This is a genomic window from Rothia sp. HMSC061E04 (assembly GCF_001813685.1).
In the GTDB taxonomy this organism is placed as follows: domain Bacteria; phylum Actinomycetota; class Actinomycetes; order Actinomycetales; family Micrococcaceae; genus Rothia; species Rothia mucilaginosa.
The window spans coordinates 428756-454604 of record NZ_KV813706.1; the positions used below are offsets into that span (position 1 = coordinate 428756).

Annotated in this window: 18 protein-coding genes; 2 read left to right on the top strand and 16 right to left on the bottom strand. The window is 60.4% G+C overall.

Annotation, left to right across the window (positions count from 1 at the left end; translation table 11 throughout):
- Window positions 1-147: 147 nt before the first annotated feature.
- The 14 genes from HMPREF2927_RS08535 to dinB form a co-directional block, all read right to left on the bottom strand.
- Window positions 148-1845, bottom strand: coding sequence for a cell division protein FtsQ/DivIB (locus HMPREF2927_RS08535; RefSeq protein ID WP_083311245.1), 1698 nt, complete (start codon window positions 1843-1845; stop codon window positions 148-150).
- A 9-nt stretch (window positions 1846-1854) separates the two neighbouring features.
- Window positions 1855-3354 (bottom strand): UDP-N-acetylmuramate--L-alanine ligase, encoded by a 1500-nt coding sequence (murC, locus tag HMPREF2927_RS08540; protein WP_070687136.1) that lies wholly within the window; start codon window positions 3352-3354, stop codon window positions 1855-1857.
- A complete protein-coding gene (gene murG, locus HMPREF2927_RS08545; RefSeq protein ID WP_070687138.1) occupies window positions 3354-4454 on the bottom strand; it encodes an undecaprenyldiphospho-muramoylpentapeptide beta-N-acetylglucosaminyltransferase in 1101 nt (366 codons plus the stop codon). Before murG ends, murC begins: the two co-directional genes overlap by 1 nt.
- Before the next feature lie 210 nt (window positions 4455-4664).
- Entirely contained in the window at window positions 4665-6836 is a 2172-nt protein-coding gene (locus HMPREF2927_RS08550) for an FtsW/RodA/SpoVE family cell cycle protein (RefSeq protein WP_070687140.1), read from the bottom strand.
- A 149-nt stretch (window positions 6837-6985) separates the two neighbouring features.
- Window positions 6986-8572 carry a UDP-N-acetylmuramoyl-L-alanine--D-glutamate ligase gene (gene murD / locus HMPREF2927_RS08555; RefSeq protein WP_070687142.1) on the bottom strand — a complete coding sequence of 529 codons (1587 nt, stop codon included), beginning with the start codon at window positions 8570-8572 and terminating at the stop codon, window positions 6986-6988.
- Window positions 8572-9777, bottom strand: coding sequence for a phospho-N-acetylmuramoyl-pentapeptide-transferase (mraY, locus tag HMPREF2927_RS08560; protein ID WP_070687144.1), 1206 nt, complete (start codon window positions 9775-9777; stop codon window positions 8572-8574). The genes murD and mraY overlap by 1 nt, the downstream gene beginning before the upstream one ends.
- Window positions 9778-9783: 6 nt before the next feature.
- Complete coding sequence (gene murF / locus HMPREF2927_RS08565; protein ID WP_070687146.1) at window positions 9784-11403, bottom strand: UDP-N-acetylmuramoyl-tripeptide--D-alanyl-D-alanine ligase; 1620 nt, start codon at window positions 11401-11403, stop codon at window positions 9784-9786.
- Window positions 11396-13141 (bottom strand): Mur ligase family protein, encoded by a 1746-nt coding sequence (locus HMPREF2927_RS08570; protein WP_070687148.1) that lies wholly within the window; start codon window positions 13139-13141, stop codon window positions 11396-11398. The genes murF and HMPREF2927_RS08570 overlap by 8 nt, the downstream gene beginning before the upstream one ends.
- A 168-nt stretch (window positions 13142-13309) precedes the next feature.
- On the bottom strand, window positions 13310-15175 hold the full coding sequence (locus HMPREF2927_RS08575; RefSeq protein WP_070543344.1) for a peptidoglycan D,D-transpeptidase FtsI family protein: 1866 nt from the start codon (window positions 15173-15175) through the stop codon (window positions 13310-13312).
- A gap of 62 nt (window positions 15176-15237) precedes the next feature.
- Window positions 15238-16233 carry a cell division protein FtsL gene (locus HMPREF2927_RS08580; RefSeq protein WP_070687150.1) on the bottom strand — a complete coding sequence of 332 codons (996 nt, stop codon included), beginning with the start codon at window positions 16231-16233 and terminating at the stop codon, window positions 15238-15240.
- 20 nt (window positions 16234-16253) lie between these two features.
- On the bottom strand, window positions 16254-17318 hold the full coding sequence (rsmH, locus tag HMPREF2927_RS08585) for a 16S rRNA (cytosine(1402)-N(4))-methyltransferase RsmH (protein ID WP_070687152.1): 1065 nt from the start codon (window positions 17316-17318) through the stop codon (window positions 16254-16256).
- Between the two features lie 110 nt (window positions 17319-17428).
- On the bottom strand, window positions 17429-17860 hold the full coding sequence (gene mraZ / locus HMPREF2927_RS08590) for a division/cell wall cluster transcriptional repressor MraZ (RefSeq protein ID WP_070687154.1): 432 nt from the start codon (window positions 17858-17860) through the stop codon (window positions 17429-17431).
- Between the two features lie 511 nt (window positions 17861-18371).
- A complete protein-coding gene (locus HMPREF2927_RS08595; RefSeq protein WP_005506566.1) occupies window positions 18372-18773 on the bottom strand; it encodes a DUF3040 domain-containing protein in 402 nt (133 codons plus the stop codon).
- A gap of 247 nt (window positions 18774-19020) precedes the next feature.
- Window positions 19021-20403 carry a DNA polymerase IV gene (dinB, locus tag HMPREF2927_RS08600; RefSeq protein ID WP_070687156.1) on the bottom strand — a complete coding sequence of 461 codons (1383 nt, stop codon included), beginning with the start codon at window positions 20401-20403 and terminating at the stop codon, window positions 19021-19023.
- A 185-nt stretch (window positions 20404-20588) separates the two neighbouring features.
- Between dinB and HMPREF2927_RS08605 the strand changes: the two genes are divergently transcribed.
- The gene (locus tag HMPREF2927_RS08605; protein ID WP_070687158.1) at window positions 20589-21821 is read left to right on the top strand and encodes a polyprenyl synthetase family protein; all 1233 of its coding nucleotides are present in this window, start codon (window positions 20589-20591) and stop codon (window positions 21819-21821) included.
- A 126-nt stretch (window positions 21822-21947) separates the two neighbouring features.
- Here HMPREF2927_RS08605 and HMPREF2927_RS08610 read toward each other — a convergent pair whose 3' ends face one another.
- Complete coding sequence (locus HMPREF2927_RS08610; RefSeq protein WP_070687160.1) at window positions 21948-22316, bottom strand: Rv2175c family DNA-binding protein; 369 nt, start codon at window positions 22314-22316, stop codon at window positions 21948-21950.
- Between the two features lie 249 nt (window positions 22317-22565).
- On the opposite strand from HMPREF2927_RS08610, the gene HMPREF2927_RS08615 reads away from it, so the two are divergent.
- Complete coding sequence (locus tag HMPREF2927_RS08615) at window positions 22566-24266, top strand: serine/threonine protein kinase (RefSeq protein WP_246827401.1); 1701 nt, start codon at window positions 22566-22568, stop codon at window positions 24264-24266.
- Window positions 24267-24430: 164 nt separating this feature from the next.
- Here the strand turns inward: HMPREF2927_RS08615 and HMPREF2927_RS08620 are convergent, their stop codons facing one another.
- Window positions 24431-25795, bottom strand: coding sequence for a class II 3-deoxy-7-phosphoheptulonate synthase (locus tag HMPREF2927_RS08620; protein ID WP_070687164.1), 1365 nt, complete (start codon window positions 25793-25795; stop codon window positions 24431-24433).
- Between the last annotated feature and the right edge of the window lie 54 nt (window positions 25796-25849).

Here is a 25849-nt window from a genome sequence, read left to right on the forward strand (position 1 = left end):
TCTAAGCCTGAAGGTTTCCTCTAAAGAATGACTTTATCTGCTAGGATACCAAACTGTTTTTGTCGGTTCCTAGTCACACAGCGCAATTACCCCCTCTTTTTGCGGATTTCACACAAAAAGGGAGGATAAAGCGCCTGAATGGTTCCCCTAACGGGTCACCGGTACGCGCGGGGCAGACACGTCATAGACGGTCACCTTCTGCGTCTGTGCCTCGGAAGATTTCTCCTCCTGAGCACGTTTGGCAATAGCCTGGCGCAGGGAGAGCAGGACCTTCGCCTTCAACTCGCTCTCTTCAGCGGTTCCCCACTGCACCGTAGTATTATCCCTCAAGGTTAGAGTGATACTTGAGGTTGACGTAGCGCCGGCTTCCTTAACCTGAGCTAGAAGTTCAGAGGGCATTGCCGAAAGCGCGGTAGAAATAGTGCGGAACTCAGCCGAAGTCTGCGGGTCATCACCGCTGAAACGAACCAGCGGCACCGACGTATCGGGCTGAGTTGCCGACTCCAGAAGGCTCACACCATCGCTATCAACAGTATGGTACGTATCGCCCTGCTTCACAACCGCAACCGCGGTACGCTCCTTCAGAGTCACCACCAGCTCATGCGGCGGACGGCTCTCCACCTGCACGCTACGAATCACATTATCCTGCCCAATCAGCTCACGCACCTTCTTCTCGTCGATGCGAGTGAGCGGAACACCGCGCAGAGGCTCCAGCTTCTGCTCCACCTGAGTAGTTTCCAGCAGGGATGCGCCGCGCACCGTAATCTTCTGAGTCGCCAACAGGGGCGAGAAGAAGACCAGCACCACGTACAGCACCGCAATAATAGCCAGCACCGAGGCGGTGTACAGCAGCTTACGGGCACGAGTCAGAGGCGCACGCTCCTTACGGGGGCGTTCCTCAGCACGCAGGCCGTCCAGGCCCGGATCCTGACGCAGACGCTCACGGTGAGCCTGACGGCTCGCACGCTCGCGCTCCTTCTCAATCTCCGCGGCACGCTGCTGCTCACGCTCGGCACGCCAACGACCAAAACGGCTCGCGGGGCGAGGCTCTTCAACAGCCTTCTCCCCCGCCTTATCAGCGCTTTCTTCGGCGTTTTCTTTAGCCTTCTGAGCGGCAGACTCTTCGCGAGATTCAGCAGAATCGGCAGATGCCTTATCAGCGGTGGACGCCGACTTCTTGCCAGCTTCCTTATCGCTGCCTTTACCTGCACTCTTCACCGGCTGCGAGGATGCAGTCTGAGCAGAGCTGCTCTGAGCAGAGGCACCCTTGGCGGATGAAGTCTTCGACGAGGAATCCTCATACGCTTCAACATCAAACAGCTCAGGCGCGTGCTCAACCTCAGACACGGTACGACCGGTCATCAGCGCAGAACGCACCGAATCCTTCAAAGACTGTGCCGAAGAATGAACCGCCGCAGCGCTCTTGGAAGCCGAAGAATCAGCACCGTTCTGGCTATGCGACTTATGCACCACCGGCTTACGCGGCATGTGTCGCACGGAGCTCGAAGACTGAGTAGCGGAAGGCTGATTAGCGGCAGACTGCGCGCCAGAAGGCTGGGCAGAAACCTCGGAGGTTGCAGACACAGCAGGCTTAACGGCATTAGTCTGCGTAGCACCAGTCGGCTGGGCTTCAGCATGAGGGGCTTCAGCCTTTGTTACCGAAACCTTCACTGTCTGAGACTGCGCGGACTGAGACTGCGCAGATTCAGCCTGCACAGGCTTAGATTTCTTAGCCTCAACCTGCACATTCTCAGCTACCTGCTGGGCGCGCAAACGAGCACGCGAACGCGGAGCCTTCGGTGCGCGCGAGGAGGAATGCCCCTCCGAAGAGAGACCAGAACTCATCGGCACAGCCTAAGCCTCCGACTTCTTCGACTCGCCACCGTAACGGATTTCCAGGGACTCCAGCAGACGCGCACCCAAAGCGGTCACATCGCCAGCGCCAACGGTCATCACAATATCGCCATCCTGAGCGCAGGTCACAATATCCTCAATAGCGTCCTCAGCGGTAGCGTAACGAACCTCAGAGAAACCAGCACCGGTAATCAGCTCACTGGTCACACCCTCAATCGGCAGCTCACGAGCCGGGTAAATATCCAGCACATGAGCACGGTCAGCCATCGACAGGGCCTGCGCGAACTCCTTTGCAAACTCGCGAGTACGAGAGAACAGGTGCGGCTGGAAAATCACGTACAAGTTGTGGCCATCAGCCACGGTACGGCCCGTCTCCAGGGCACGGAACACCTCGGTCGGGTGGTGTGCATAGTCATCAAAGACCTTCACGCCCGCAACCTCACCACGCAGGGTGAAGCGGCGGTCAGCGCCCACAAACTCAGCCAGAGCACGAGCAATATCAGCAGCCTCGTAACCAGAAATCAACGCCGAGGCAAAAGCAGCCGAAGCGTTCAGCTGGTTATGAATACCGGGCACCTTCAGCGCAAGATCCTGCTCACCCTCATAACGCACACCGCGGCACTCAAAAGACCACGACAGGTGCGACGACGAGGAAGAACCAGCGCTGGTAATCTCACTAATGTGCAGGTCAGCGCCCTCAGACTCGCCGTAAGTCACCACGGGCACACCCGCCGCACGAGAACGAGCCGCCAAATCAGCCGCGCCCGCATCATCAGCGCAGGTCACCACAACACCGTTAGGTGCCAGCGAACCCACAAAACGGTTGAACGCCTCAAAGACACGCTCATCCGTCTCATAGAAATCCAGGTGATCCGGCTCAACATTCGTCACCACAGCAATAGCCGGGCGGTAACGCACAAACGAGCCGTCCGACTCATCAGCCTCAGCCACAAAAATCGACTCCGGGCCCTGAGCACCCAGGTGAGCGTTCGTGCCGCGACCAGCAATCACAGTACCCACCGCGAACGACGGCTGCGCACCCAGCTGATCAAACATCACAGAAATCATGGAGCTGGTCGTGCTCTTACCGTGAGTACCGGCAACAGCAACCACCTGAGACTCACCCATCACAGCGGCAAGCGCCTCAGAACGATGCAGCACACGCAGACCCTGCGCACGAGCGGCAACAAGCTCCGGGTTATCCTCACGAATCGCAGTAGAAATCACCACGGTATCAACGTCCACAATGTTCTCAGCCTGCTGAGGAACACCCACACGAGCACCCGCAGCACGCAAAGACTCAACAGTAGCCGACTCTGCACGATCAGAACCGCTCACCGTCACACCAGCCTGCAGCATCAGAGCGGCAATAGCACTCATACCAGCGCCACCAATACCGATGAAGTGCACACGGCCCAACTCGCTCATCTTCGCACGCTCGGGGAACGGCGGGTTCAGCGGTGCCGGCAACACCATCTCAAGATTCATCAATTCAGTCATTACTTCTCAGCTGCCTTCAATACTGCTTCAGCCATAACGCGTGCCGCGTCACGGATACCAAGTTCATACGCCGCAGCGCCCATGCGCTCCAGCTCCTCCGGGTTCGCCATAAGAGCCGGAATCTCACGGGCGAACCACTCACCGGTGACCTCTGCATCCTTCACCAGCAGAGCCGCAGACGCCTCCACCAGAGAACGAGCGTTCAGAGCCTGTTCACCATTACCAATAGGAAGCGGCACAAAAATCGCGGGAACACCCACAGCGGCAACCTCACTGACGGTCGCCGCGCCCGAACGCACCAGCAGAAGATCAGCGGCAGCATACACATCCTGCATTCCGTTGCTGAACTCAATCTGACGGTAATTCGGGGCGCTCAACAACTCGCCGTTCTCATCCAGAACAGCCTTACCCTTGCCGGTAATATGCAAAATCTGGAAGTCCCACTCCGCAAAGTGGTCACGGCACGCCGCCACCGCATTATTCAGGCTCTGCGCACCCAGCGAACCACCGGTCACAATCACGGTCGGCTTCTGCGGGTCCAGGCCCAGGTTACGGCGAGCCTTCGAACGGTGCGCCTCACGGTTCAGGTAGGCAATCTCATCCTTCATCGGCATGCCCACCAGGGTCGCGCGCGGGAAAGGAGTATTAGGGAACGCCACACCGGTGAACTTCGCGAACGTACCGCCCAGACGGTTTGCCAAACCGGGCCTCGCGTTCGCCTCATGAATCACCACGGGAATCTTAGCGCTCAACGCCGACAGATACGCCGGCGGGCACACGTAGCCGCCCACGCCAACAACTACGTCTGCATCTGCTTCTTTGAGGATGCGGCGGGTCTTCGACAGGCCACCAAAGAACTTAGCGGGGAAAGCCAAAGCGGCACGGTTAATGCTACGAGGGAACGCCGCACGAGGGATGAACTCAATATCGAAACCAGCTGCCGGAACCAGCTCGGCTTCCATCTTATCCGCAGTGCCCAGCATCAGAATCTTAGCGTTCGGCTCAAGATCACGAACCGCACGCGCAATCGCGAGCATCGGATTAATATGACCGGCGGTGCCACCACCGGCGAAGACTATAGAGGGCGCCTTCTTCGTCATAGGTCTTTCTCCCAACACATCGGTACAGCATCATTTTACGCTATCGCACCTGTTCAAAAGAGCGCCCCCGCCATTGAGCTACAACTCAATAGCGAGGGCTTTATCTTATATTCAGCACATATTCATCACGGGTAGAGGCACGAACCGCAGCTCGTTCCCCCGAATGTCAGCCCCCGATATGCAGGCTTCGCGGAGCGGGTTCCGCGGGGTTTAGCCTTGCTTACGGGTGCCGCGCTGATCCGAGTTCCGAGCCGCGCCCTGAGCCGGACGCTGCGCCTGCTGGGCGCTGTTCTTCGGAGCGCCCTTGGCCTGAGTACCCTTTGCCTGGGTGCCCTGTCGCGGCGCTGCCTGACGTTGAGCGCCCTGTCGAGGATTGCCCTGTCGAGGATTGCCCTGTCGCTGGGCACGACGCTGACGATCCTCAGGATGCAGCGGCTGCAGACCCGCAGGTAGCGAACCCGACGGACGGTGCTGTGCGCTACGGGGCTGAGCACCACGAGCCTGCTGCACTCGCTTCTGAGCAGCAGGTTTCTGAGCAGTAGGCTGCTGAGCGGTACGGGGCTGAGCAGTACGAGGCTGAGCAGGCTTACCCTGTGCCGCTCGAGTAGAGGCAGTACTCTTCTGGGCAATACGAGTCTGCTGACCGGTACGAGGCTGAGCGGGAGCCTTCTGCGGAGCTGCCTTCTTCGGTGCAGGCTTCTGCGGTGCAGGTTTCTGCGAGGCCTTCTGCTTCTGAGCTTCAGCCTTCTGCTCCGCCTTCACACGGGCAGCTTCCTCACGAGCCAGACGCGCTTCCTCACGAGCCAGACGCGCCTCTTCTCGAGCCTGCGCCGCCTCCCGGCGAGCCTGTTCCTCCTCGCGACGAGCCTGCTCCCGGGCCTGGCGCTCCTGCTCACGAGCCACACGAGACAACTCGCGCTGCTGATCCGGCGCAAAACCCAACCAACGGCGCAACGTACTCTCCGGACCGAAAACAACCTTCAAAGGATTATGTTCCTTCAACAGGTGGCCACCAGCAGCCGCACGAGCAGCCTCTTCCTGATTCAGCACATCCTGCAACGGCGTACGACGCTGCCATTCAGCATTCTCACGACGAACCTCACGCGCGCTCTGGGTCTCAATATTCGACGGTTTCGTCGCGCCACGCAACGGAGTCTGCCGCGCAAACGCCAACAACAAACCCGCCGCAAACAACGAGGACAACAGCGACGAACCACCATAGGAGACAAACGGCAAAGGCACACCAATCACCGGCAAAATACGGGACACCATGCCCATATTGATAATCGCCTGAGAGGTCAACCAAATCATGATGCCGCCCGTAGCCAAACGCACCAGCGGATCAGTAGTACGCAGCATAATACGAACCGCGCAGTACACCAGGCCCACATACAGCAGCAGAACCGCCAGCGTACCCAGCAGACCCAGCTCCTCACCAATAATGGCGAAAATATAGTCGTTATGCGCCTCAGCCAGGTAGTTATACTTCTGGCGCGACTGGCCCAGACCAACACCCAAGAAGCCACCGGTCGTCAGCGCCACCTCACCAGAATTCGCCTGGTCACAGTTAGCGTTCGTGCACGAGCCCCAAATACCGAAAATACGAGCCACACGGTTCGCGCTACTGAGCACACCCACCAGCGCCAACACCGCAAACGCGCCGCCAATCTTCAGCAGCGAGCTGCGAGAAGCACCCGCCAGCCACATCATGCCCACAAAAATGAAGCCATACACCATGGCGGTACCCATGTCACCACCGAGCATAATCAGCAGCACCAGGGCACCCACACCATAAATCGAGGGGAACAGCGTGCGCCAAATACTACGAGAAATATCGCCGTGACGGCTGTACACCCACGCCAGCCACATAATAATCGCCAGCTTCGAAAACTCCGACGGCTGGATCTGTCCGATGCCGGGGATCTTCAACCAGTTACGGTTACCGTTCACCTCAACGCCAACGACCACCACAGCAAGCTGCATGACCAATGCGATAGTCAGCATCGCGTACACCACAGACTTCTTGTGGTAATACCCAACAGGGATACGCGTAATACCCGCCATCGCGAGAACGCCCACGACCAAGAACATAATCTGAGACGAAACCTGCGAGAACGGCGACTGCCCCTGCGAAATCATGGTGACGCTCGACGCCGACAGCACCATAATGCAGCCAAAAATAGCCAGACCCAGGGTCGTCACCAGCAGCATCACCGGCACATCCCACAGGTCAGCCTTCAAACCACGACGGTACAGCCTACCGGCACGAGCACGGAACGGCGCAGAGAAATCCTCCAAACCGGCTCGCAAAGACGCCCAACGACCACTCGTAGTCGAACGCGCCGAAGAAGCCGAACGCGCCGAAGATGCGCTGGTACTCACATGCCCTCCTATAGGCCTCAACTGCCACGGATCCGTCGTGGCGAATACACGAAAAAGGTTCAGGGGTGGGACACCGTTACCATCCCACCCCCGAGAAGAACCCGCAGAAAGCGCCCCGGTCACCCGAGACACCCCCTGCAGGTAGCGTCCTAAGAGTCAGCCAGCTGGGCGGCGACAGCGTTCGCAAACGCATCACCGCGCACCGCATAATTCTTGAACTGGTCCATCGACGCAGACGCGGGAGCCATCAGCACGGTATCGCCCGGATGCGCCAGCTCAGCAGCCTTCGCAACGGCCGCGTTCATCACGGCAATGCCGTCCGAAGAATCAGCCACAGCGGCGGTCATATTGTAGGTCGGAACCTGCGGAGCGTGGTTAGCCAACGCCGACTTCAACGCCGCAGTATCAGTACCGATAATCAGCACAGCCTTCAGACGCTGAGCGTGAGCAGCAATCAGCTCATCGTACTCAACGCCCTTCGACAGGCCGCCAGCAATCCACACCAGCGAGGGGTAACCGCTCATCGACGCGTTCGCAGCGTGAGGATTCGTAGCCTTCGAATCATTCACCCACATGATGTCGTTCGCGTAACCCACCAGCTGGTTGCGGTGTGCACCGGTCTTGAAGGAACGCAGGCCAGCGCCCACAGCCTTCGGGTCGATATCAGCCGCACGGCACAGAGCCGCAGCCGCCAGAGCATTCTCCACGGTGTGCTTTGCGGGCATCTTACCGGGTGCCGGAGCGAGATCCTCCAGAACCGCCAGCTCATACGCCTCGTTGTAACGGTTCTTCAGGAAGGCTCGATCCACCATGATGTCCTCAGCCAGGCCGAGCATCGACACGGCGGGCATCTCAGTGGAGCTGAAACCAATCGCGCGAGCGCCCTCAATGACGTCCGCGTTCTCGACCATACGCAGGGTGTCCACGTGGTCGGTGTTGAAGATGCAGGCAACCTGAGTGTGCTCGTACACGCGAGCCTTATCAGCCTTGTAACACTCGAACGAACCGTGCCAGTCCACGTGGTCCTCAGCAATGTTCAGAACCACCGAAGCGTACGGGGACAGCGAGTAGGTCCAGTGCAGCTGGAAGCTCGACAGCTCCACCGCGAAGAACTCGTAGGGCTCATCGTCGGCAATCGCGTACACGATGGGCATGCCCACATTACCGACCTGAATAGCCTTCTTACCGGCAGCCTTCAGGATGGAATCGACCATGCCCACGGTGGTGGTCTTGCCGTTCGTGCCGGTTAGGCACAGCCACTTGGGGGTCGGGCGGTCGCTGCGCTCATTCAGGCGCCACGCCAGCTCCACATCGCCCCAAATCTGGATGCGACGCTCATACGCGTCCAGCATGACCGGGTGGTCGGGACGCAGGCCCGGGGAGGTTACCACAAGCTCGGGTTCCTGACCATCCACCGGGGGCAGTGCGCGCATGTGCTCGGGACCAAACAGGCCCTCAACGTTGCCGTAGGCGTTAGCGTACAGGTCGATGCGCTCACGCTTCTCCGGGGTATCTGCCCCGTCGATGACAACAATCTTCGCACCCAGCTGAGCGAGCACATCGGTCACAGCGTCTCCGCTGGTACCCATGCCCACCACGACCACACGCAGGTTAGCCCAGGGGGCGCCCCAGTGAGTCAGCTCCGCGAGGCGCTCGTTCTCATACACCGGGTTCACCGCAATAGCGGCGGCGTTCGCTTCAATGCGAGCTGTATCCGGCTGTTCATTAGTTGACATTAGTGAATCACTCCAGAAGTCTGCGAGAACCAGTCACCGAAGAACAGCGCCAGGGCAACGAGCACGCAGAGGGCGTTAACAACCCAGAGGCGGAACACGGAGTTCACTTCGCCGCTGCTGACGGTACCGGGGGCAATGCCTCGCTTATCAATTGAGTACTTGCCGTTGACGCCGACCTTCTCCATGTGGTGATGGAAGGGGGTCATACGGAAGTAACGGTGCGCATGCAGGGGCTTCTCCCCCGCTGCGACCGAACGCTTACGGCTGGTCTTGAACACGAACTTCTGCACGATCACAGAGAACACTTCCAGCACGGGAATCAGAGCGATGACCAGCAGAAGCAGTTCGGTGCGGGTGAACAGCGCGAAAGCAACCATTGCGCCACCGAGCGCCAGGGAACCGGAGTCGCCCATGAAGATCTGTGCCTTCGACACGTTCCACCAGAGGAAGCCAGCCAGCGAACCTACCAGGGATGCGGCAATCAGAGCCAGCGAACCGGGGTCGCGCACATCGTAGCAGGCGGTGCCGGCACCGGCGGAGCAGGCGTGTACGTACTGCCAGATGCTGATGGTCAGGTAGCCGGAGAAGATGGTCATCATGATGCCGCCAGCCAGGCCGTCCAGACCATCGGTGAAGTTCACCGCGTTCGTACCGGACAGGGAGATGAGGGTAATCCAACCAACCAGCAGGATGGAGCCGAAGACCGCGCCCGCCGCGAACAGATCGATGGGCAGGTCACGTACGAAAGAGATGGCGGTCGACGCCGGACGAGCACCCGACTCGTTCGGGAACTGGAATGCCAGGTACGCGAAGGGCAGGGTCACGCCCAGAAGACCAATGGTCTTCTGCTTCTCGGTCAGACCCTCGTTGCCCTTATTGCGGAACTTCATGATGTCGTCCGCCGCGCCCACACCGAGCATGCCCAGGGTGAAGGCGATGGTCAGCCACGCGGTAGCGGTCGGTACCGGCGCGGTACCGAAGAACAGGGCGCTCACCGCAAGGGTCAAGAAGTAGGCGAGAATCGCCGAGGGGATGAAAATCAGACCCGCCATGGTGGGGGTACCCGCCTTGTGCTGGTGGGCCGCCGGGCCTTCCTCACGGATGAGCTGGCCAAGCTTCAGAGACTTCATCTTCTTGATGAACACCGGCAGCGCGGTGAGGGAGATGAGGAATCCGAAGATTCCAGCAATCAGCACGGTAATCATAAAGCGCTACCCTTCGTTCGTGGTCTGTTCGGTCGAAGTACGGTCGCCATTAGCGGTACCGTCCAGGTGAGCGGCAAGGTGGTCGCTCAAATCGGTGGTTTCAACAAAGTCACCGGCAGAAAGCCAGGTCGGTGCCTGCTCTTCCTCAGCGCCGAAGGTGTACTCGGCGAAAGCAACCTGGTCACCCAGAATGCCCAGCTTCGCGCCGTTCGAGGACTTGAAGAGCACAATATCGCCGGGGTGAACCTCGGCGCGCAGGATCTGCTCTGCCTCTTCCGGGGTTTTCACCCAGGTCGCCTCATTACCCCAGGAGCCTTCCAGATGAGCAGCATTGTAGATGGGCTTCGTCTCGTCGCCCACAGCAATCAGCTTGGAAATGTTCATGCGCACCACGAGGCGACCGATGCGGTCGTGCTCCTCCACGGAGGCGTCACCGAGCTCCAGCATGGCACCCAGAACAGCCCAGGTGCGGTGCGGCTGACCGGTCGCCGGGTCAACGGTGCGGCCCAGCTGCGCCAGAGTGCGCAGTGCCGCTGCCATCGACTCGGGGTTCGCGTTGTATGCGTCGTTAATGACGGTCACGCCATCAGCGCGGTCGGTGCGAGCCATACGCCACTTCGAAGCTGCCGCCGCCTTGTTGAGCGCGCGAGCAATCTTCTCACCGGAAATACCGCTGTTGTAGGCGACAGTCGCCGCAGCCAGCAGGTTGTGCACGTGGTGCTCACCAATCAGCTGCGAGGAAATCTCGTACTCGCTACCGTCAGGCAGGCGCAGAGTGAACTCGGGGCAACCGGCATCGGTGGTGCGCAGATTCAGCGCCGCCACGTAACGCTCGTAGGGCTGACCGTTCGCGTCGGTCTTCTCACCCACGCCGAAGTAAGTAATGGGGGCAACCGAACGCGACGCCATGCGCAGCACGCGCTCATCGTCAGCGTTCAGAGCCAGGGAGCCGGTCGGCTGAACGCCCTCAGCCAGCTCACCCTTAGTACGCTCAATATTGTCCACGCCGCCGAACTCGCCAGCGTGCGCGGTACCAACCTTCAGGATTGCACCGTGATCGGGGTGCGCAATATTCGCCAGGTACTCGATGTTGCCCACGTGGTCGGCACCCATCTCAATGACCAGGTAGCGGGTGGACTCATCCGCACGGAAAACGGTCAGGGGCACGCCCACCTCACTGTTATAGGAACCGACCGGTGCAACGGTCGGGCCCTCCGGGGTGAAAATGGCGGCAAGAAGGTCCTTGGTGGTGGTCTTACCGGCAGAACCGGTAATGCCGATAACGGTCAGCTCGCCCTGAGCGCGCATCTGCTCAATGGAATAGCGCGCCAAATCGCCCATCGCCAGCACCACATCGGGCACCTGGATGCTCGGGTAGGGCACGCCCTGCTCATCGAGTACTTCACGCTCGACCAGAGCCAGGGTCGCGCCCCGCTCAAACGCCATGGGGATGAACCTGTGACCGTCAGTGACCGCACCGGGCTTCGCCACGAACAGGGTACCGGTCTGCACCTCGCGGGAGTCGGTGGTGGCGAAGTCTGCGTACACCTGCTCCTCACGGCCCTCCAGGCCGATAGCGGTGCCGCCGGTTGCCTCAATAATCTGGGCGGCGCTGAGCTTAATCATTCTTCACCATACCTTCAGCGGTCTTAGAGTCACTTTCATCGAGCATGCGCTGGTAATCAGGCAGAATCTCGAAACCGTGCGCGCGCAGGGCACGAGCAGTTTCAACACTGTCGTCCAGGGCGATATCCACGCCGTCAACATCCTGTTCGGTTTCGTGGCCGCGGCCAGCAATCAGGATGGCGTCGTGCTCGCCTGCCAAGGCAATTGCCGCCTCAATAGCGGCGGCACGCGGAGCGATATTCAGAATCTTGGTGGCTCGGCGGTTCTCAGCCTTCTGCGCGCCCTCCTCAACGGCGGCACGAATCGGCGCGGGTGCCTCACCGTGCGGATCATCATCAGTCACGATGACGATATCTGCATTCTGCGCAGCAATCGCACCCATAATCGGGCGCTTGAGCTGGTCACGCTCACCGGTCGCACCGAAAACAATCATGACCTTGCCATCACCGGGGCGATCCATCGCCTCCAGGGCACGAGTCAGGCCGTCAGGGTTGTGGGCAAAGTCCACAATCGCGTGCGGAGCCAAAGAAATCAGCTGCATACGACCCGGCACCACCGGAGTCAGAGCCGAACCGGACGCCAGCTCGGGCAGCAGGCGCTCACGCTCAGCGGAGTCAGTGTCCAGGTACGCCATGAGAGCCGCCAGCGCGGCATTCGAAACGTTAAAGTCAGCGGGCAGACCGGTGTAGCATTCAACGCTCTCACCGGCGCCATTAGCCACATGGAAGCGGTGGCCCAGGCCCTCACGCTGAACCTTCACCACAGCCCAGTCGCGGGCACCAAACTCTGCGGGCACCTCAGCCAGACCGGCACCGCGAGCAGTCACCAGACGGTGAACCTGCTGCGCACCCATCTGCTCGCAAGCGGCAGAGAACATCTTCTCGCCCCACTCGTCATCAGCAGTAATCACAGCCAGCTCGGCACGTTCGGGAGTGAACAGCTGAGCCTTCGAGTCGAAGTAGTGCTCCATAGTGCCGTGCAGGTCCAGGTGATCCTGAGTCAGGTTCGTAAAGCCAGCAACCGCATACTTCACGCCGTCCACACGGTGGTAATCAATCGCGTGCGACGACACCTCCATCGCCGCGCAACGCACCTGATGCTGACCCATAATCGTCAGCAGAGAATGCACGTGAGGAGACTCCGGGGTGGTCATCTTCGAAGGAACCGACACACCATCAATCAGAATCTGAATAGTGCCAATCAGACCGGTCTTCACACCCAGACCGGTGCGGAACACCGACTCCAACATATAGGTGGAGGTGGTCTTACCGTTCGTACCGGTCACCGCGTAACGGTGGGTAGCGGGGAACGAAGCCGAACCATAAATCAGCGCAGCCAACGGACCGACATACTCGCGCAGGTTCTCAGTCACCAGGACAGGCACCGGCGCCTCACCCAGCAGCTGCGCACCGGCAGCATCCGTCAAAATAGCGGAAGCACCCAGATTCAACGCGGCCTCAGCAAACTGCGCACCGTGCACCTTCGCACCGGGCAGAGCCACGTACAGGTCCTGCGGGCGAACACCTCGGGAGTCCATGCTAATACCGGTAACCTCAACAGAATCACCGGATTCAGAACCCTGAACGCCACTAGCCAGCTGGGAACTCACCTGAGCACCCAATCCCTGCAGATGTTCGCGAAGGTGCGCCAAACTCACCGGGCGCACAGAATTCGGGCGCAGAGTCTGAGCGTCGCCGCCCAGCAGGTTCTGGCCGGGTGCGTGAGATGCGGTATCCATCGTCCTTCTTTCCTCTCCGCTGTCCGAAGCGGTGAGCTCTGTATGGTCAATGCGCTCAAGGCACACAGGGTCATTCAATATTCTACGGGCTTTAGGCTTCGACAGGTGTTCAGTCCCGGGGCTTCTTCATCACGAATCAGCTACCGGGAACCTCTCCCCCGCTCGCCTTTAGCTCGTCTTATTGGGGCTATCCTCAGCAAAAAGCGGAATCAACTCCGGTTCACCGGTAGAACGCGGCACATTATAGGTGTGCAGGGTCTTCTCCATAATCTTGGAGAACTCAGCCGTCGTACCGTTCGCACCCACGCTACCCTCAGGACGCTGCATGGTCACCGCCACCAAGAACTGCGGGTTCTCAATCGGCGCCACACCAATAAAGGACGTCGTGTTGCCGTCGTAGCCGCCCTTCTCACTCGGAGTTTCCGCAGTACCGGTCTTACCGCCCACGCGGTAGCCGGTCACCTTCGCCGGACGGGCGTGGCCTTGCTCCACCACATTCTCCATGAGAGTCAGGCAGGAAGCGGCAGTCTCCTCGCTGACCATGCGTTCGCCAGGCTCTACGGCACGCTTATGTTCGGTACCGTCGGCGTCAATGATCGCGTCCACAATGCGCGGCTTCAGACGAACGCCCTTATTGCCCAGCGCCTGGAAAATCATGGCGGTCTGCAGCGGAGTCTGCGCAACACCCTGACCGAACAGCACAGTGTACTGCTGACGGCCATCCCAATCACGCCAATCAGCGATTATACCCTGCTCCTCACCGGTCAGCTCAATGCCGGTAAACTCGCCGACGCCGTACTTCTTCAACCAGTTGTAGCGCTCTTCCTTGCTGAGCTTCTGACCGACCAGCACCGTACCGGTGTTCATCGAGTCATGAATAATGCCCGAGAAAGTACGCCGCTGCGCCCCGTGCTCAAACGCATCCTTGAAGGTCTGGCCGTCAATCGTGAGGGTCGCGGGCACATCATACACACTAGTCGGAGTCGTCAGGCCCTGCTCAATCAGCGCCGAAGCAGTTAGCATCTTCTCGGTCGAACCGGGCTCCACGCTCTGCGAAATAGCGCGCGGGGTCATGTCCGCCGCGTCCTCAATGGTTGCCGCGCCCGGGTCCATCGTGGAGGAATCAGCGAGAGCCAAAATGGAGCCGTCACGCACATCCATAACAATGGCGGTACACCATTCAGCTTTCAGCTCCTCGGCGCGGGCACGCACCACCTGCTGCGCAAAATACTGCACATCACGGTTAATGGTTAGGCGAATATTCTTACCGTCCACCGCCAGGCGCTGCTCTTCCTTCGCTACGGGGATACGCACGCCATCAGCGCTAATCTCGTAGGTGCGCTCACCGGGGGTACCGGCAAGCTCCTTCTCAAAGACACGCTCAATGCCCACGGAGTAGTTACGGGACACCGTACCGCCCGTACCGTTGCCGTCTGCCTCTTCAACAATGTTGTACTTACCGACCACGGAACCGCCCACACTACCGTTGGGGTACAGGCGCTGAGAGAACGCCTCACCGTAGATGAAGGGCGCACCCAGGGCATCAATCTTATTGAAAATTTCCGGGGTGATATTTGCTTTGATCACCGAGTACTTTGAGGTGCCGTCCAGCTTGGACTTGATGAACTCATCGGTAATACCCGGGTCAACGGTCTTAAGAATATCGACCATCTCGTACACCAGCTGGTTGGGGGTCACCTCAATCTTCTGGGTACGGTCCTCGTTGTAGCGTTTGAAGGTCGCCACAGCGCTCTGATCTGCGGTCAGGTTATAACGCTGCACGGTACGCGCCATAACGTTACCGTTGATATCGAGAATCTGGCCACGCACAGCAGGCAGCACCTGCGAGCGCAGACGCTTCTGACGGGACGCATTCGCCACCGCACCGGGGTCAAAGCCCTGGCGGATAAACAGGTTCGCACCGATAACGCCCAGAGCGCAGGTGGCTGCGGCGCCTGCGACGAAGCCACGGCGGGTCAGATCCGGCTGACCGGATGCCGATTCGTTCGCGTTCTTACGCGCGTCGGAGCTCATGCGGTGGTCCTTTCGCTGGTCTAGTCTATCGGTGATGCTGTGCATCCTGTGGTCAATGGTGTTTATCGTGCAGCCTGGCTTGCCGCGGGGCTAGCGGCAGGGCTGGGTTGCTGAGCGGCGCTCGGTGCAGCAGATGCGGCGGGGCTAGCAGGTGCGCTATTCGCCGGTGCGGGGTTAGCCTGCTGGGCGGGGTTAGCCTGCTGCGCGGGGCTTGCCGAGGCGCTTGCAGATGCCTTTGCCGTAGCGCTCGCCTGGCTGTGTCGCTGCTGAACAGACTTGTCAGCATCCACAATGCCCTTGGCGTAGCTTTCTTCCGAACCCGCTGCCGGCGGCGAAATCAGGTTCTCCTGCTTGGATCCTTCAATACCGGTGGGGCTTGCAGCCGGGGCGGGGGTGCCCTCAATCGTGGAGGACTGCAAGTTCAGGGTCGCCTGCGAAGAGCTCACAAACATGCCCAGGGTACTTGCTCGAATCGCCAAATCCTGCGGGGCTTCCTTGAAGCCAATCTCCTGCTGCAGCGCCTGATTTTCTTGCACAAGCTGCTGCTCCTGCGCGCGCAAATCCACCATGTCGTACTGGCGGGTCACGATCAGTACGTTGAGCAGCAGAATAAAAATCAGGGTCAGCGGAATTGCCGCAAAAACAGCGAGCATGGTGGGCGGGCTGAGCTTACGGGCTCGGCGGCGCACAGTGGACAGCGGGTTACGCTGCTTAGGCTTCTCTTCTCGGGTCTCTTCGGTGCGTGCTGCTGCACGGACGCTCGAGGGCACACGGCTCGCGTTCGTTGAGGTGCGCTTACCGCCGTGAGATGCGGCGGTGCTGACGGGGCGGACCACCGGCTGGGAGGCGGTGACCGGCTCCAGACGCGCGGTGCGGGTGCGGCCGGAGTGTGCTCGGGTGGAGGCGCGGCTCGCCCCGGTAGAGCCGCCAGTAGAGGATGCGCGGGTAGAGCCAACGGCGCCGGGGGTGCCGGCGGCAGGGCGCGAGGAACCGGCGCGTCGACTCCGCGGGGCGCCCTGGGTGCGGGTGGGGCGCTGGGATGCGTGCTGGGTGCTCACTCTTCTTCGCTTTCTGTCTTCTACTTGGCGGGGATGCGGATCTTCTCGGCGGCGCGTAGCTTGGCGCTGGCGGCGCGAGAGTTCTGTTCAATTTCCTCGTCGGTAGGCGGTTCGGCGCCGCGGGTAATGATTTTGACGGTGGGCTTGTGCTCTTCAAGCTCTACCGGGAAGCCCTTGGGTGCCTTGGAGGTTGCCTCCGCGGTCAGTGCCCTCTTGACGATTTTGTCTTCGAGGCTGTGGTAGCTCATGGCGACAAATCGGCCGCCGAGGTTGAGCGCCTCCAGGGCTGCCGGTACGGCGCGTTCGAGGGCTTCCAGTTCGTGGTTCACTTCGATACGCAACGCCTGGAAGGTGCGCTTGGCGGGGTGTCCACCGGTGCGCTGCGCGGCGACGGGCACAGCCTTCTGGATAATGCGTACGAGCTCACCGGTGGTTTCCAGGGGCGCGTTGGCGCGGGCGGTGCAGATGGCGCGGGCGATACGCGATGCGAACTTCTCTTCGCCCCAGTTGCGGATAATGCGGCGCAGCTGGTCTTCGCTGTATTCGTTGACGACGATGCGGGCGGTGAGCTCGTCTTCGGAGTTCATGCGCATGTCCAGGGGAGCGTCGTAGGAGTAGGCGAAGCCGCGGGTGCGTTCGTCCAACTGCATAGAGGAGACACCCAGGTCCATCAGGATGCCATCAATTCCCTGCACGCCGGCGGTTTCCATGGCGCGGTCAATTTCATCGTAGACGGCGTGCACGGGTACGAAGCGGTCACCGAAGCGCGCCAGGCGTTCACCGGCGATGGCGTGCGCCTGCAGGTCGCGGTCAATACCGATCAGCACAAGGTTTTCGAAGCGTTCAAGCAGCGCCTCGGAGTGACCGCCCATACCGAGGGTGCCATCAATAACGTAGGCGGTGCCGCGCTCCTCAACGGCGCGTTCAATGCCGGGTGCCAGCAGGTTAATACAGCGGTCCAGCATGACGGGCACGTGACGTTCGCTGGCTTCACGCTGGGAGAGGTTCTCAATGGATGCGCCGGTGACCTTGGTGGCAGCGCCGGATGCGGTCGTACCGGTTTCGGGGGCGTGGTCTACGCTCATGGGTGCTCCTGTGAGAGTTTGTCCTGCGGGAAGGCTGGGAAGGCTTACGGAAGAGTGGTGCGGGTGCTAGAGATGCCAGGGCGGTAGCCGTCGCACCGGCGGGATGCCGGTTAGAGTAGCGGACTGAACGGGTCCTCGTCGAGGGAGGCAAATTCAGCTTCGGTGCGGACGAGGTATTCTTCCCAGGCTACGGCGTCCCAGATTTCTGCGCGGGTACCGGATCCGATGACGACGAGGTTGCCTGTCAGTCCTGCGTATTGGCGCAGTATCGGCGGGATGGTGATGCGTCCCTGCTTGTCAGGCAGTTCGTCTGAGGCTCCTGAGAGGAAGACTCGCAGGAAGTCTCGGGCGGCTCGTCCCGGCAGGGGCGCGGTGCGCATCCGTTCGTGGATGCGTTCAAATTCTGCGGCGGGGAAAACGTACAGGCATCGTTCTTGACCGCGGGTCAGAACGAGGCCTGCTGAGAGTTCCTCACGGAATTTGGCGGGAAGAATGATGCGTCCTTTGGCGTCCATTCGTGGTGAGTAGGTACCTAAGAACATTCACTTCACCTCCCCGATGTGTGCCCCTGATGTGTGCCGATGTGCTGAAGCCTGCGGGAGCGTGGTTGCTCCACGAATCCTGTAGGTGCCGGTGGCGGGGTGTGCCGGGCCCTGCACCTTCGTCGGTTGCTTGAGGGCACGACGATAGGACTGACTTTCAGCTTTCCCCTCCACTTTACCCCACTTTCCACCACCTACCCCACCCGGCAGAGTATCTTTTAGTGTTTTTATGCTCTCTTCTGCATTTTTAACGCTTACGCATATCTTCTGCACAGCTTCGGGTGTGCTCCTGCTCAGCGTGCCGCCCTCAGATTGCCTACTTCGAAGAGGCTCAGGTATGTCCATGGTTCGGGGCGTAACGCCCGGCGCCCGGAACTTGGGGCATAAATGGGCACGAGAAAGCGGAGGTAAGAGAATTCTTACCTCCGCTTGATCGGTCTTGAGTTTTGAGATGTTCGCATCGGGGGCAGCCCTAAAAGCTAGGCCGCAAAGTTTCTGCGTCCTGAATGCTCTAGAACTGACCGTTATTACGCTCGTCCCAGCGGTCTTCGAGGCGGTTCATGAAGGAAGACCGTTCCTTCTGCTCGCGCTGACGCACGCGAGCTGCGCCCTCTGCCTTACCGCCGAGGAAGGAGTCGACCGGGGTCTTCTTGCTGGTGGTCGCAAAGTACACGCCACCCGCTGCGAAGAGGAAGCCGAATACGCCCAGCCAGATCATATTAGATGCGACCGCACCGATAATGATGCCCAGACCGATAAGAACGAAGAGAATACCGAGAGCCAGGTGGCGAGCACTAAAGACCGGCGCAGTATTGCCAGTTGAGGACATGGAGGAGGCAAAGTGCGGATCCTCATTGCTCATGAGTTCTTCGAGCTGGTCCAGAACCTTCTGTTCACGCTCGGACAGTGCCATCGTTTTTCTCCTTTGAGGTGTCTCTACTCAAGATGACGTTCGTATCAGCAGGGTTAGCTGGTGTACCAGCTGGCGCGGTGAGCGCTTCTTCCCGTCGTACGCTTCCCATCGTACCCCGCCGGGTGGGGTTGGCGCATTCTTTTTCAGGCAGAAGTACCTTAAGGTCTTCTATGGAGGGCGCTACTCTTTCTGCGATGCTTCCCCTCTTCCCTCCCTCAGTCTTTTGCACAGCCTTTTACTCAGCCGTTTACTCGGCCTTTTGATCCGGCACCGCCACCCCGGAGGCTGGTTTGAGGCTTTCCTGCGAGTACTTGCGATGAATGGCGTCCATGACGTGCTCAACCTCGGACCATCTGCCGCTCTTCACGAGGCGGGCACCGGACCCCGAGTGAGCGCCAGCTCCCGAGCGAGTACCGTTCTGCGGGCTATTGTCCGCTCCCCCGCCGCCTCGTTGTGAGGAAGCGGTTTGTGCTGAGGCGGTTTGTGCAGAGCGTGGGTTTGCCCCGCTCTCGATGGAGTCGAAGAGGGTTTGTTGCACCCCGTCTTCGGTGCGGGCGAGCTTTTCGGCGCGCACTCCGATGAGCCGCAGGGCGCGTGGCGCCTCCTGACCCACCAGAATTTCATCGGCTCGCAGGGCTTCCAGAGCCAGGGAAGCAATCTGCATACCGGAGTCCACGGGCACGTTTAGGGGGATAGCGCGGGTGTGCGTTTCGAAGGTGTTGTAGCGGATTTTGAGGCTGATCCCTCCGGCGAGTTTCCCGGCAGATCGCAGACGCTTTCCCAGTTTGAGACTCAGCTCCCGAATAGCAGCACTCACCTCCTGGGCATCGGTCGTATCCGTCTCGAAGGTGTGCTCGCCGCCCATGCTTTTCTCTTCACGTTCGGTGATCACGGGGCGTTCGTCAATACCGCGCGCCATGGCCCAGAGGTGCTCGCCCGGGGCAGTGCCGAAGCGTTCTTTGAGCCAGTCCAGGCTCATGGACCTCATCTGGGCGATGGTGTGAATACCGTATCGGGAGAGCTGCTCGGTACTCTTCGCACCCACTCCCCACAGGTCGGAGACTTTTCTCGGGTCAAGAAATTCTTGAACGCGCTCGGGTGGAATGACCCACAGCCCATTCGGTTTACTGCCGGTGGACGCCATTTTGGCGAGCAGTTTATTGGGCGCCACCCCCGCGGAGGAGGGCAGGGAGAACTCCTGCGCGATGCGGTCGCGAGCACGCTGCGCCAGGGCGACGGGGTCTTGGCCGTGCAGGTAGGCGCCGGTGAGGTCTACGAAGGCTTCATCCACGCTGACCTGCTCAACGTAGGGGCTCAGATCGTGAAGGATTGCCATGACGGCGCGGGAGTAGTGCCGGTAGTCGCCACGCAGCGGCAGGACGGTGGCGTTGGGACTGAGGTTCCGGGCGCGACTGAGCGGCATGCCGGAGTGCACTCCGTGGGCGCGCGCCTCGTAGGAGGCGGAGCATACGACCGAGCGGGGGCCCAGGGGCGCCACGATAATGGGTTCGCCGCGCAGAGCGGGGTTTTCGAGGAGTTCGACGTTGACGAAGAAAGCGTCCATGTCCAGGTGCATAATGACGCGGCCATTCCTTGCGCCGCTGTTCTTGCCGGTTCGCGTCTGCCCCATGTCGCCTCCTCTCATCGCGATTCCGCCCACCTACCGAAAATATAGCACATTTCTACGAACAATAGGGGCAATATATCGTAAACGTGTTCGTAAATACGTTCTCTTGGGCTTTTCTCCACTAAGCTAGAAGAAGTGCACACCGCACGGCATCAGGACCGTACATAGCGACCATCAGCGAGGATAGTATGACTCCCCCTTCTCCTTCCGGAGCACCCACTCCCCAGGCGACCGAGAGCCTCACAGTAGCGGCACCGAATATCCCGGCGGATTCTGCGCACCTCGCCGAGCGTATTGCTGAAGAGCAGCGAGCCTACCTGCACGCTTTTGACACTCTCATGGCTGAGTTTTTTACCCGCCAGCGCGAGCTACTCGAGGGCATTTCTTCTGAGACTCTACCCCTGCTGGAGGCTATTGAATCCCTCTCCACCGGCGGCAAGCGCCTGCGTGCCCTGCTGAGCTACTGGGGTTGGCGAGGTGCCGGCGGCGCACCCGTAACCGAGAACCGCGCATCCTGGTCTATTGTGAAGGCCGGCATGGCGGTGGAGCTGTTCCAGACCTCCGCGCTGATCCACGACGACATTATCGACCGCTCCGATACCCGCCGCGGCGCTCCCTCCGTGCACAAGCGTTTCGAAGCGGCGCACGAGCAGAATAGTTGGCGCGGTGATGTTTTCAACTACGGTCTGACCGGCGGTATTCTTGCCGGCGATCTGACCCTGGCGTGGTCTGCCAAGGTTTTCGCGTCCCTGGGTGAGGGAGCGATTTATAGCGCCCCTGCGCGCACTATTTTTGACCGGATGCGCACCGAAGTTCTGGCGGGTCAGTACCTGGACGTCTACTCCGAGGTTCTTGAAACCGAGGACGCTCAGGCGGCTCTGCAGCGTGCCTTGAACGTGATTCGTTTCAAGTCTGCCAAGTACTCGTGCGAGCACCCCTTCACGATTGGTGGTGCTCTGGCTCTGCAGGCTGCCGCGCTGGAGAGCGGTGCCGGTGCCGTGAGCGAGCAGCACCCGGTACTTGCCGGTTACCGTGCGTTCGGCCTGCCGCTGGGTGAGGGCTTCCAGCTGCGTGATGACGAGCTGGGCGTCTTCGGCCAGCCCGAGGTAACCGGTAAGCCTGCTGGCGATGACCTGCGTGAGGGTAAGCGTACCGTGCTGGTGGCGCTCACCTCCGCTGCCCTCGACGAGCAGGACGCAGCGCTTCTGCACAATAGCTTGGGCAACCCCGAGCTGAGTGATGAGCAGGTGGAGCGCATCCGTGAGCTGATGGTTTCTTCGGGCGCTTTCGCCAAGCATGAGCAGCTGATTGAGCAGAAGTCTCAGGCTGTGTTTGAGGCGCTGGAGGCGATGAACCTGGACGAGCTGACGTATGCGGCGCTGACCGATATCGTGGGCCGTGCACTGCGTCGCAAGGCGTAGATGCCCTGCGTCGTAAGGCGTAGAGGTTCAACGCAGTTAGAACGTTAAACAAGTTGAGGCGGCATACCGGAGTATGCCGCCTCAACGTATTTAGCTATAGTTCTGAGCCGCTATTACCGAGCCAGATTACCAAGCCAGTGCCTGCGCACGGCGACGGATCTCAGTCTTACGACCGTCAATCAGCGCGTCGATGGGACGGCCGGGCAGGGACTCGTCGCTGGTGTACAGCCACACGATAGCTTCTTCATCGCTGAAGCCGGCATCCTTCAGGACCGCGAGGGTGCCCTTGAGGGATTCGAGTACTCGCGAACCGTTCATGAACAGTGCGGGTACCTTGCGCACGTTGGTTTCCGGGTCGCGCAGCGCGATGAGCGTACCGTCAGAAATCAGGTTGTGAACGCGGGTCACCTTCAGGTCGAGGGCCTGCGCAATTTCGGGGATGGTTACCCAATCGCCGACGAGGGCGAAGGTCTGAGCAATATTTTCGTTAGTCACCTTTTAAGAGTGCCAGAGCTGGCACGTATTTACCACTTTTGACCCGCATCTGGAGCGGGAGCTCTCCTACGCACCTTTCTTTTTTGCGCGTTGCCGGCGGTTCTTGCGTTGGAGTCGGGTCCACCGGCACTTTGTAAGAATTCGCTGAGTGTTCACCTGCTCGGCGCCCTTTGGCATCGCTTCTGCCCAGGTGGGCGGGCTAAAATGTTGAGACGTATGAATACTCCCAGCCCACGCCGGATTTCTCCCGTGAACCCTCGTTCTTCTGCAAATACTTCTGTTCCTCCCGCCACTCGTCCCGCTGCCCCGGATACCGCTATTGGTTCTTCGCAGTGGCTCAGTGGCGCCATTATTGAGGGTCACTACCAGGTGGGTTCGCTTATTGGCCGCGGCGGCATGAGCGAAGTGTATTATGCGCTGGACCTGTGGTCGAATAACCCGGTTGCGCTCAAGGTTCTCTCCCCCGCTCTGGCTGAGGATGCAGCGAACCGTCAGAAGTTCCACCGTGAGGAGCGCTCGATGCGCCAGGTGGGTGGCGGCGGGCATACGGTGGGTGTGATTTCATCGGGTACCGAATATTTTTCGGGTCAGATGGTCATGTATATCGTGCTCGAGTACGTGCACGGTTGTACGCTGAGCCAGCTGCTGCGTGTGCGTAATGCCCTCTCGCTGGGTGAGGCTCTGGATATCCTCATTCCGGTGGTGGAGGCACTCTCGGAGGTGCACGCTAACCGCTATCTGCACGGCGATATTAAGCCGGGCAATATTCTTCTCGACGCTAACGGCCAGGTGAAGCTGACGGACTTTGGTCTCTCCCGCCGTGACGATCAGGTGGATGCGGGTGCCCCCATGGGCACCCCCGCCTACGTGGCGCCGGAGGTTCTGGACCCGAAGGTGAAGGTCGGCGCGCAAGCCGATATTTTTGCGCTCGGCGTGATGATGTACCGCATGCTTTCAGGTCGTCTGCCCTTTGTGGGTTTGGAGAACGACCAGCAGGTGCTCTACCACAACGCCAATATTGAGATGCCCGCGCTGACCGATGTGGTGCCGGGTGCGGACCGCGACATTGCGGGGCTGATTTCGTGGTGTACCCGCAAGCAGCCTCACGCCCGCCCGGAGGATGCGACCGAGCTGTTCACGGCTCTGCTGGAGATTTCTGAGTCGTTGGGTGAGTCTGAGCGTGCTTGGCGCGCGCCCTCGTGCCCGGAGCCGGAGCTTCCTCTATGGGAGGCTGTTGCCGATATTGCGGAGCGTAGCGGTGCCGCGCAGATGGTGCGTAACACCCCGATTAGCGCGTTTAGCGATGCCCGCGATCTGCTCGCCTACGATGTGTACTCCCCCGACAGCCTCGTGTACGATGCCTCGGCAGCGGGTCAGGGCGTGCACCTTGCCGACGTGGATGCTGAGGACTCCGTGCTGAACCGCCAGGGCATTCCACCGTTGGTGCGTTCCGCCTCCGATAATGACGAATCTGACCCCGATCAGGAACAGGAAGGCTCAAAGGGTAAGTCCGGCAAGCGCGGTCTGGGCTCGTTCATGGGCCGCCGCGCCTCCGCAACAAAAGGCTCGCTCACTCAGTCCGTCGGCATTGGCCCGCAGACGGAACAGGAGTTCATCTCAGCTCATGGCGAGTACGCCCCGATTCATGCGGAGCGTTCGTTGAGCCCCTCGGGTGCGCGCCGTTCGAAGTCTAAGGGGTCGGCGAGCGCAGCTGAGGCTTCACCGGCAGAGGAGGTCGCTTCTTCTCAGGAGTCCGAGCAGTCTTCGCAGAAGGATCCTCGCCTGCCCGCCAAGCAGTTTAGGACCCCGCCTTCCGGTATGGCGGTGGGCGGTTGGGCTCTGGCGCTGATTCTGCTGGGCATGTGTTCGAGCTTTACCGGTTGGTGGCTTGCGACCTCACTGGTGCAGTCGCAGTGGTGGCACAATATTGAGGCGTTCCTGACCTTCTAGTAGTGTCCCCCAAGCACTCTGTCCTCGTCTGTGCACTCTGTCCTCGTCTTTGCAGTGCGCAGGTTAAACGCAATGCCCGGGTCTTCATTCATGATGAATGAAGACCCGGGCATTGTTTTTTCTGCTATTTCTCACCGACTAGCACGGCGAGGCGCATGAACGTTTTATGCGCGGTTCTTGAGGTACTCGGAGACCAGGAACGCGATTTCCAGGGACTGCGAGTGGTTCAGACGCGGGTCGCACAGGGACTCGTAGCGGTCAGCCAGTGCTGCCTCGTCGATAGCGTCGGAGCCGCCCAGGCACTCGGTCACGTCGTCGCCGGTCATTTCCACGTGGATGCCGCCGGGGAACGAACCCAGTGCCTCGTGGACCTCGAAGAAGCCGCGGACCTCGTCGAGCACGTCGTCGAAGCGGCGGGTCTTGTAGCCGGAGGGCACGGAGATAGTGTTGCCGTGCATCGGGTCGGTAACCCAGACGACCTTCGCGCCTTCAGCCTGCACACCCTCAACGATTGCGGGCAGCTTCTCGCGGATATTCTTCGCACCCATGCGGGTGATGAAGGTCAGGCGGCCGGGCTCGCGGTTCGGGTCGAGCTTGTCGATCAGTGCGAGTGCATCCTCAGCGGTGGTGGTCGGGCCCAGCTTCACGCCGATGGGGTTGCGGACCTTGGAGAGGAAGTCTACGTGTGCATCGTCGATGCCGCGGGTGCGCTCGCCAATCCACAGGAAGTGTGCGGAGGTGTCGTAGGGCAGGTGGGTGCGCGAGTCGATGCGGGTGAGGGCACGCTCGTAGTCCAGCACGAGTGCCTCGTGGCCGACGTACATGTCGGTGGTCTTGAGGGCTTCGAAGTTTACGCCGCATGCTTCCATGAACTTGAGGGCGCGGCCGATTTCGTTGGCGGTCTTCTCGTAGCGTTCGTGTGCGGGGTTGGAGGTGAAGCCGCGGTTCCACTGGTGTACGGCGCGCAGGTCTGCGAAGCCGCCCTTGGTGAAGGCGCGCACCAGGTTCAGGGTGGATGCGCTGGTGTGGTAGCCGCGCAGCATACGCTTGGGGTCGTGTACGCGGGCTTCGGGGGTGAAGTCGAAACCGTTGACGGTCTCGCCGCGGAAGGAGGGCAGGGTGACATCGCCGCGGGTTTCCATGTCTGCGGAGCGCGGCTTGGAGAACTGGCCCGCCATACGGCCCATCTTCACCACGGGCATGGAGGCGCCGTAGGTGAGCACTGCAGACATCTGCAGGATGGTCTTGACGCGGCCAGAGATCTTGTCGGCGGTTGCACCCGCGAAGGTTTCTGCGCAGTCGCCGCCCTGCAGGAGGAATGCGCGGCCTTCAGCAACCTCACCGAGTGCCTGGCGCATGGCGTCGACTTCACCGGCGAAGACGAGCGGCGGTACCGAGTTCAGCTCGGCGATGGTGCTCTCAAAATCTTCGTGCTCGCTCCAGGTGGGCTGCTGGTCAATGTGCAGCTGACGCCAGGTGTCCAGGCCGTGGTCGGGGGCCTGCGAGGTGCTGAGGTTTTGGTTGCTCATCTTCACTCCATCGGGATGGTCTTGTGCGTTTTCTGATTCAGCCGCCGTTTCGGG

Bases quoted from the DNA above. Each gene is read 5' to 3' on its own strand.
- HMPREF2927_RS08535 (WP_083311245.1), bottom strand. From the start codon at position 1,845: ATGAGTTCTGGTCTCTCTTCGGAGGGGCATTCCTCCTCGCGCGCACCG.
- murC (WP_070687136.1), bottom strand. From the start codon at position 3,354: ATGACTGAATTGATGAATCTTGAGATGGTGTTGCCGGCACCGCTGAAC.
- murG (WP_070687138.1), bottom strand. From the start codon at position 4,454: ATGACGAAGAAGGCGCCCTCTATAGTCTTCGCCGGTGGTGGCACCGCC.
- murD (WP_070687142.1), bottom strand. From the start codon at position 8,572: ATGTCAACTAATGAACAGCCGGATACAGCTCGCATTGAAGCGAACGCC.
- mraY (WP_070687144.1), bottom strand. From the start codon at position 9,777: ATGATTACCGTGCTGATTGCTGGAATCTTCGGATTCCTCATCTCCCTC.
- murF (WP_070687146.1), bottom strand. From the start codon at position 11,403: ATGATTAAGCTCAGCGCCGCCCAGATTATTGAGGCAACCGGCGGCACC.
- HMPREF2927_RS08570 (WP_070687148.1), bottom strand. From the start codon at position 13,141: ATGGATACCGCATCTCACGCACCCGGCCAGAACCTGCTGGGCGGCGAC.
- HMPREF2927_RS08575 (WP_070543344.1), bottom strand. From the start codon at position 15,175: ATGAGCTCCGACGCGCGTAAGAACGCGAACGAATCGGCATCCGGTCAG.
- rsmH (WP_070687152.1), bottom strand. From the start codon at position 17,318: ATGAGCGTAGACCACGCCCCCGAAACCGGTACGACCGCATCCGGCGCT.
- mraZ (WP_070687154.1), bottom strand. From the start codon at position 17,860: ATGTTCTTAGGTACCTACTCACCACGAATGGACGCCAAAGGACGCATC.
- HMPREF2927_RS08595 (WP_005506566.1), bottom strand. From the start codon at position 18,773: ATGGCACTGTCCGAGCGTGAACAGAAGGTTCTGGACCAGCTCGAAGAA.
- dinB (WP_070687156.1), bottom strand. From the start codon at position 20,403: ATGGGGCAGACGCGAACCGGCAAGAACAGCGGCGCAAGGAATGGCCGC.
- HMPREF2927_RS08605 (WP_070687158.1), top strand. From the start codon at position 20,589: ATGACTCCCCCTTCTCCTTCCGGAGCACCCACTCCCCAGGCGACCGAG.
- HMPREF2927_RS08620 (WP_070687164.1), bottom strand. From the start codon at position 25,795: ATGAGCAACCAAAACCTCAGCACCTCGCAGGCCCCCGACCACGGCCTG.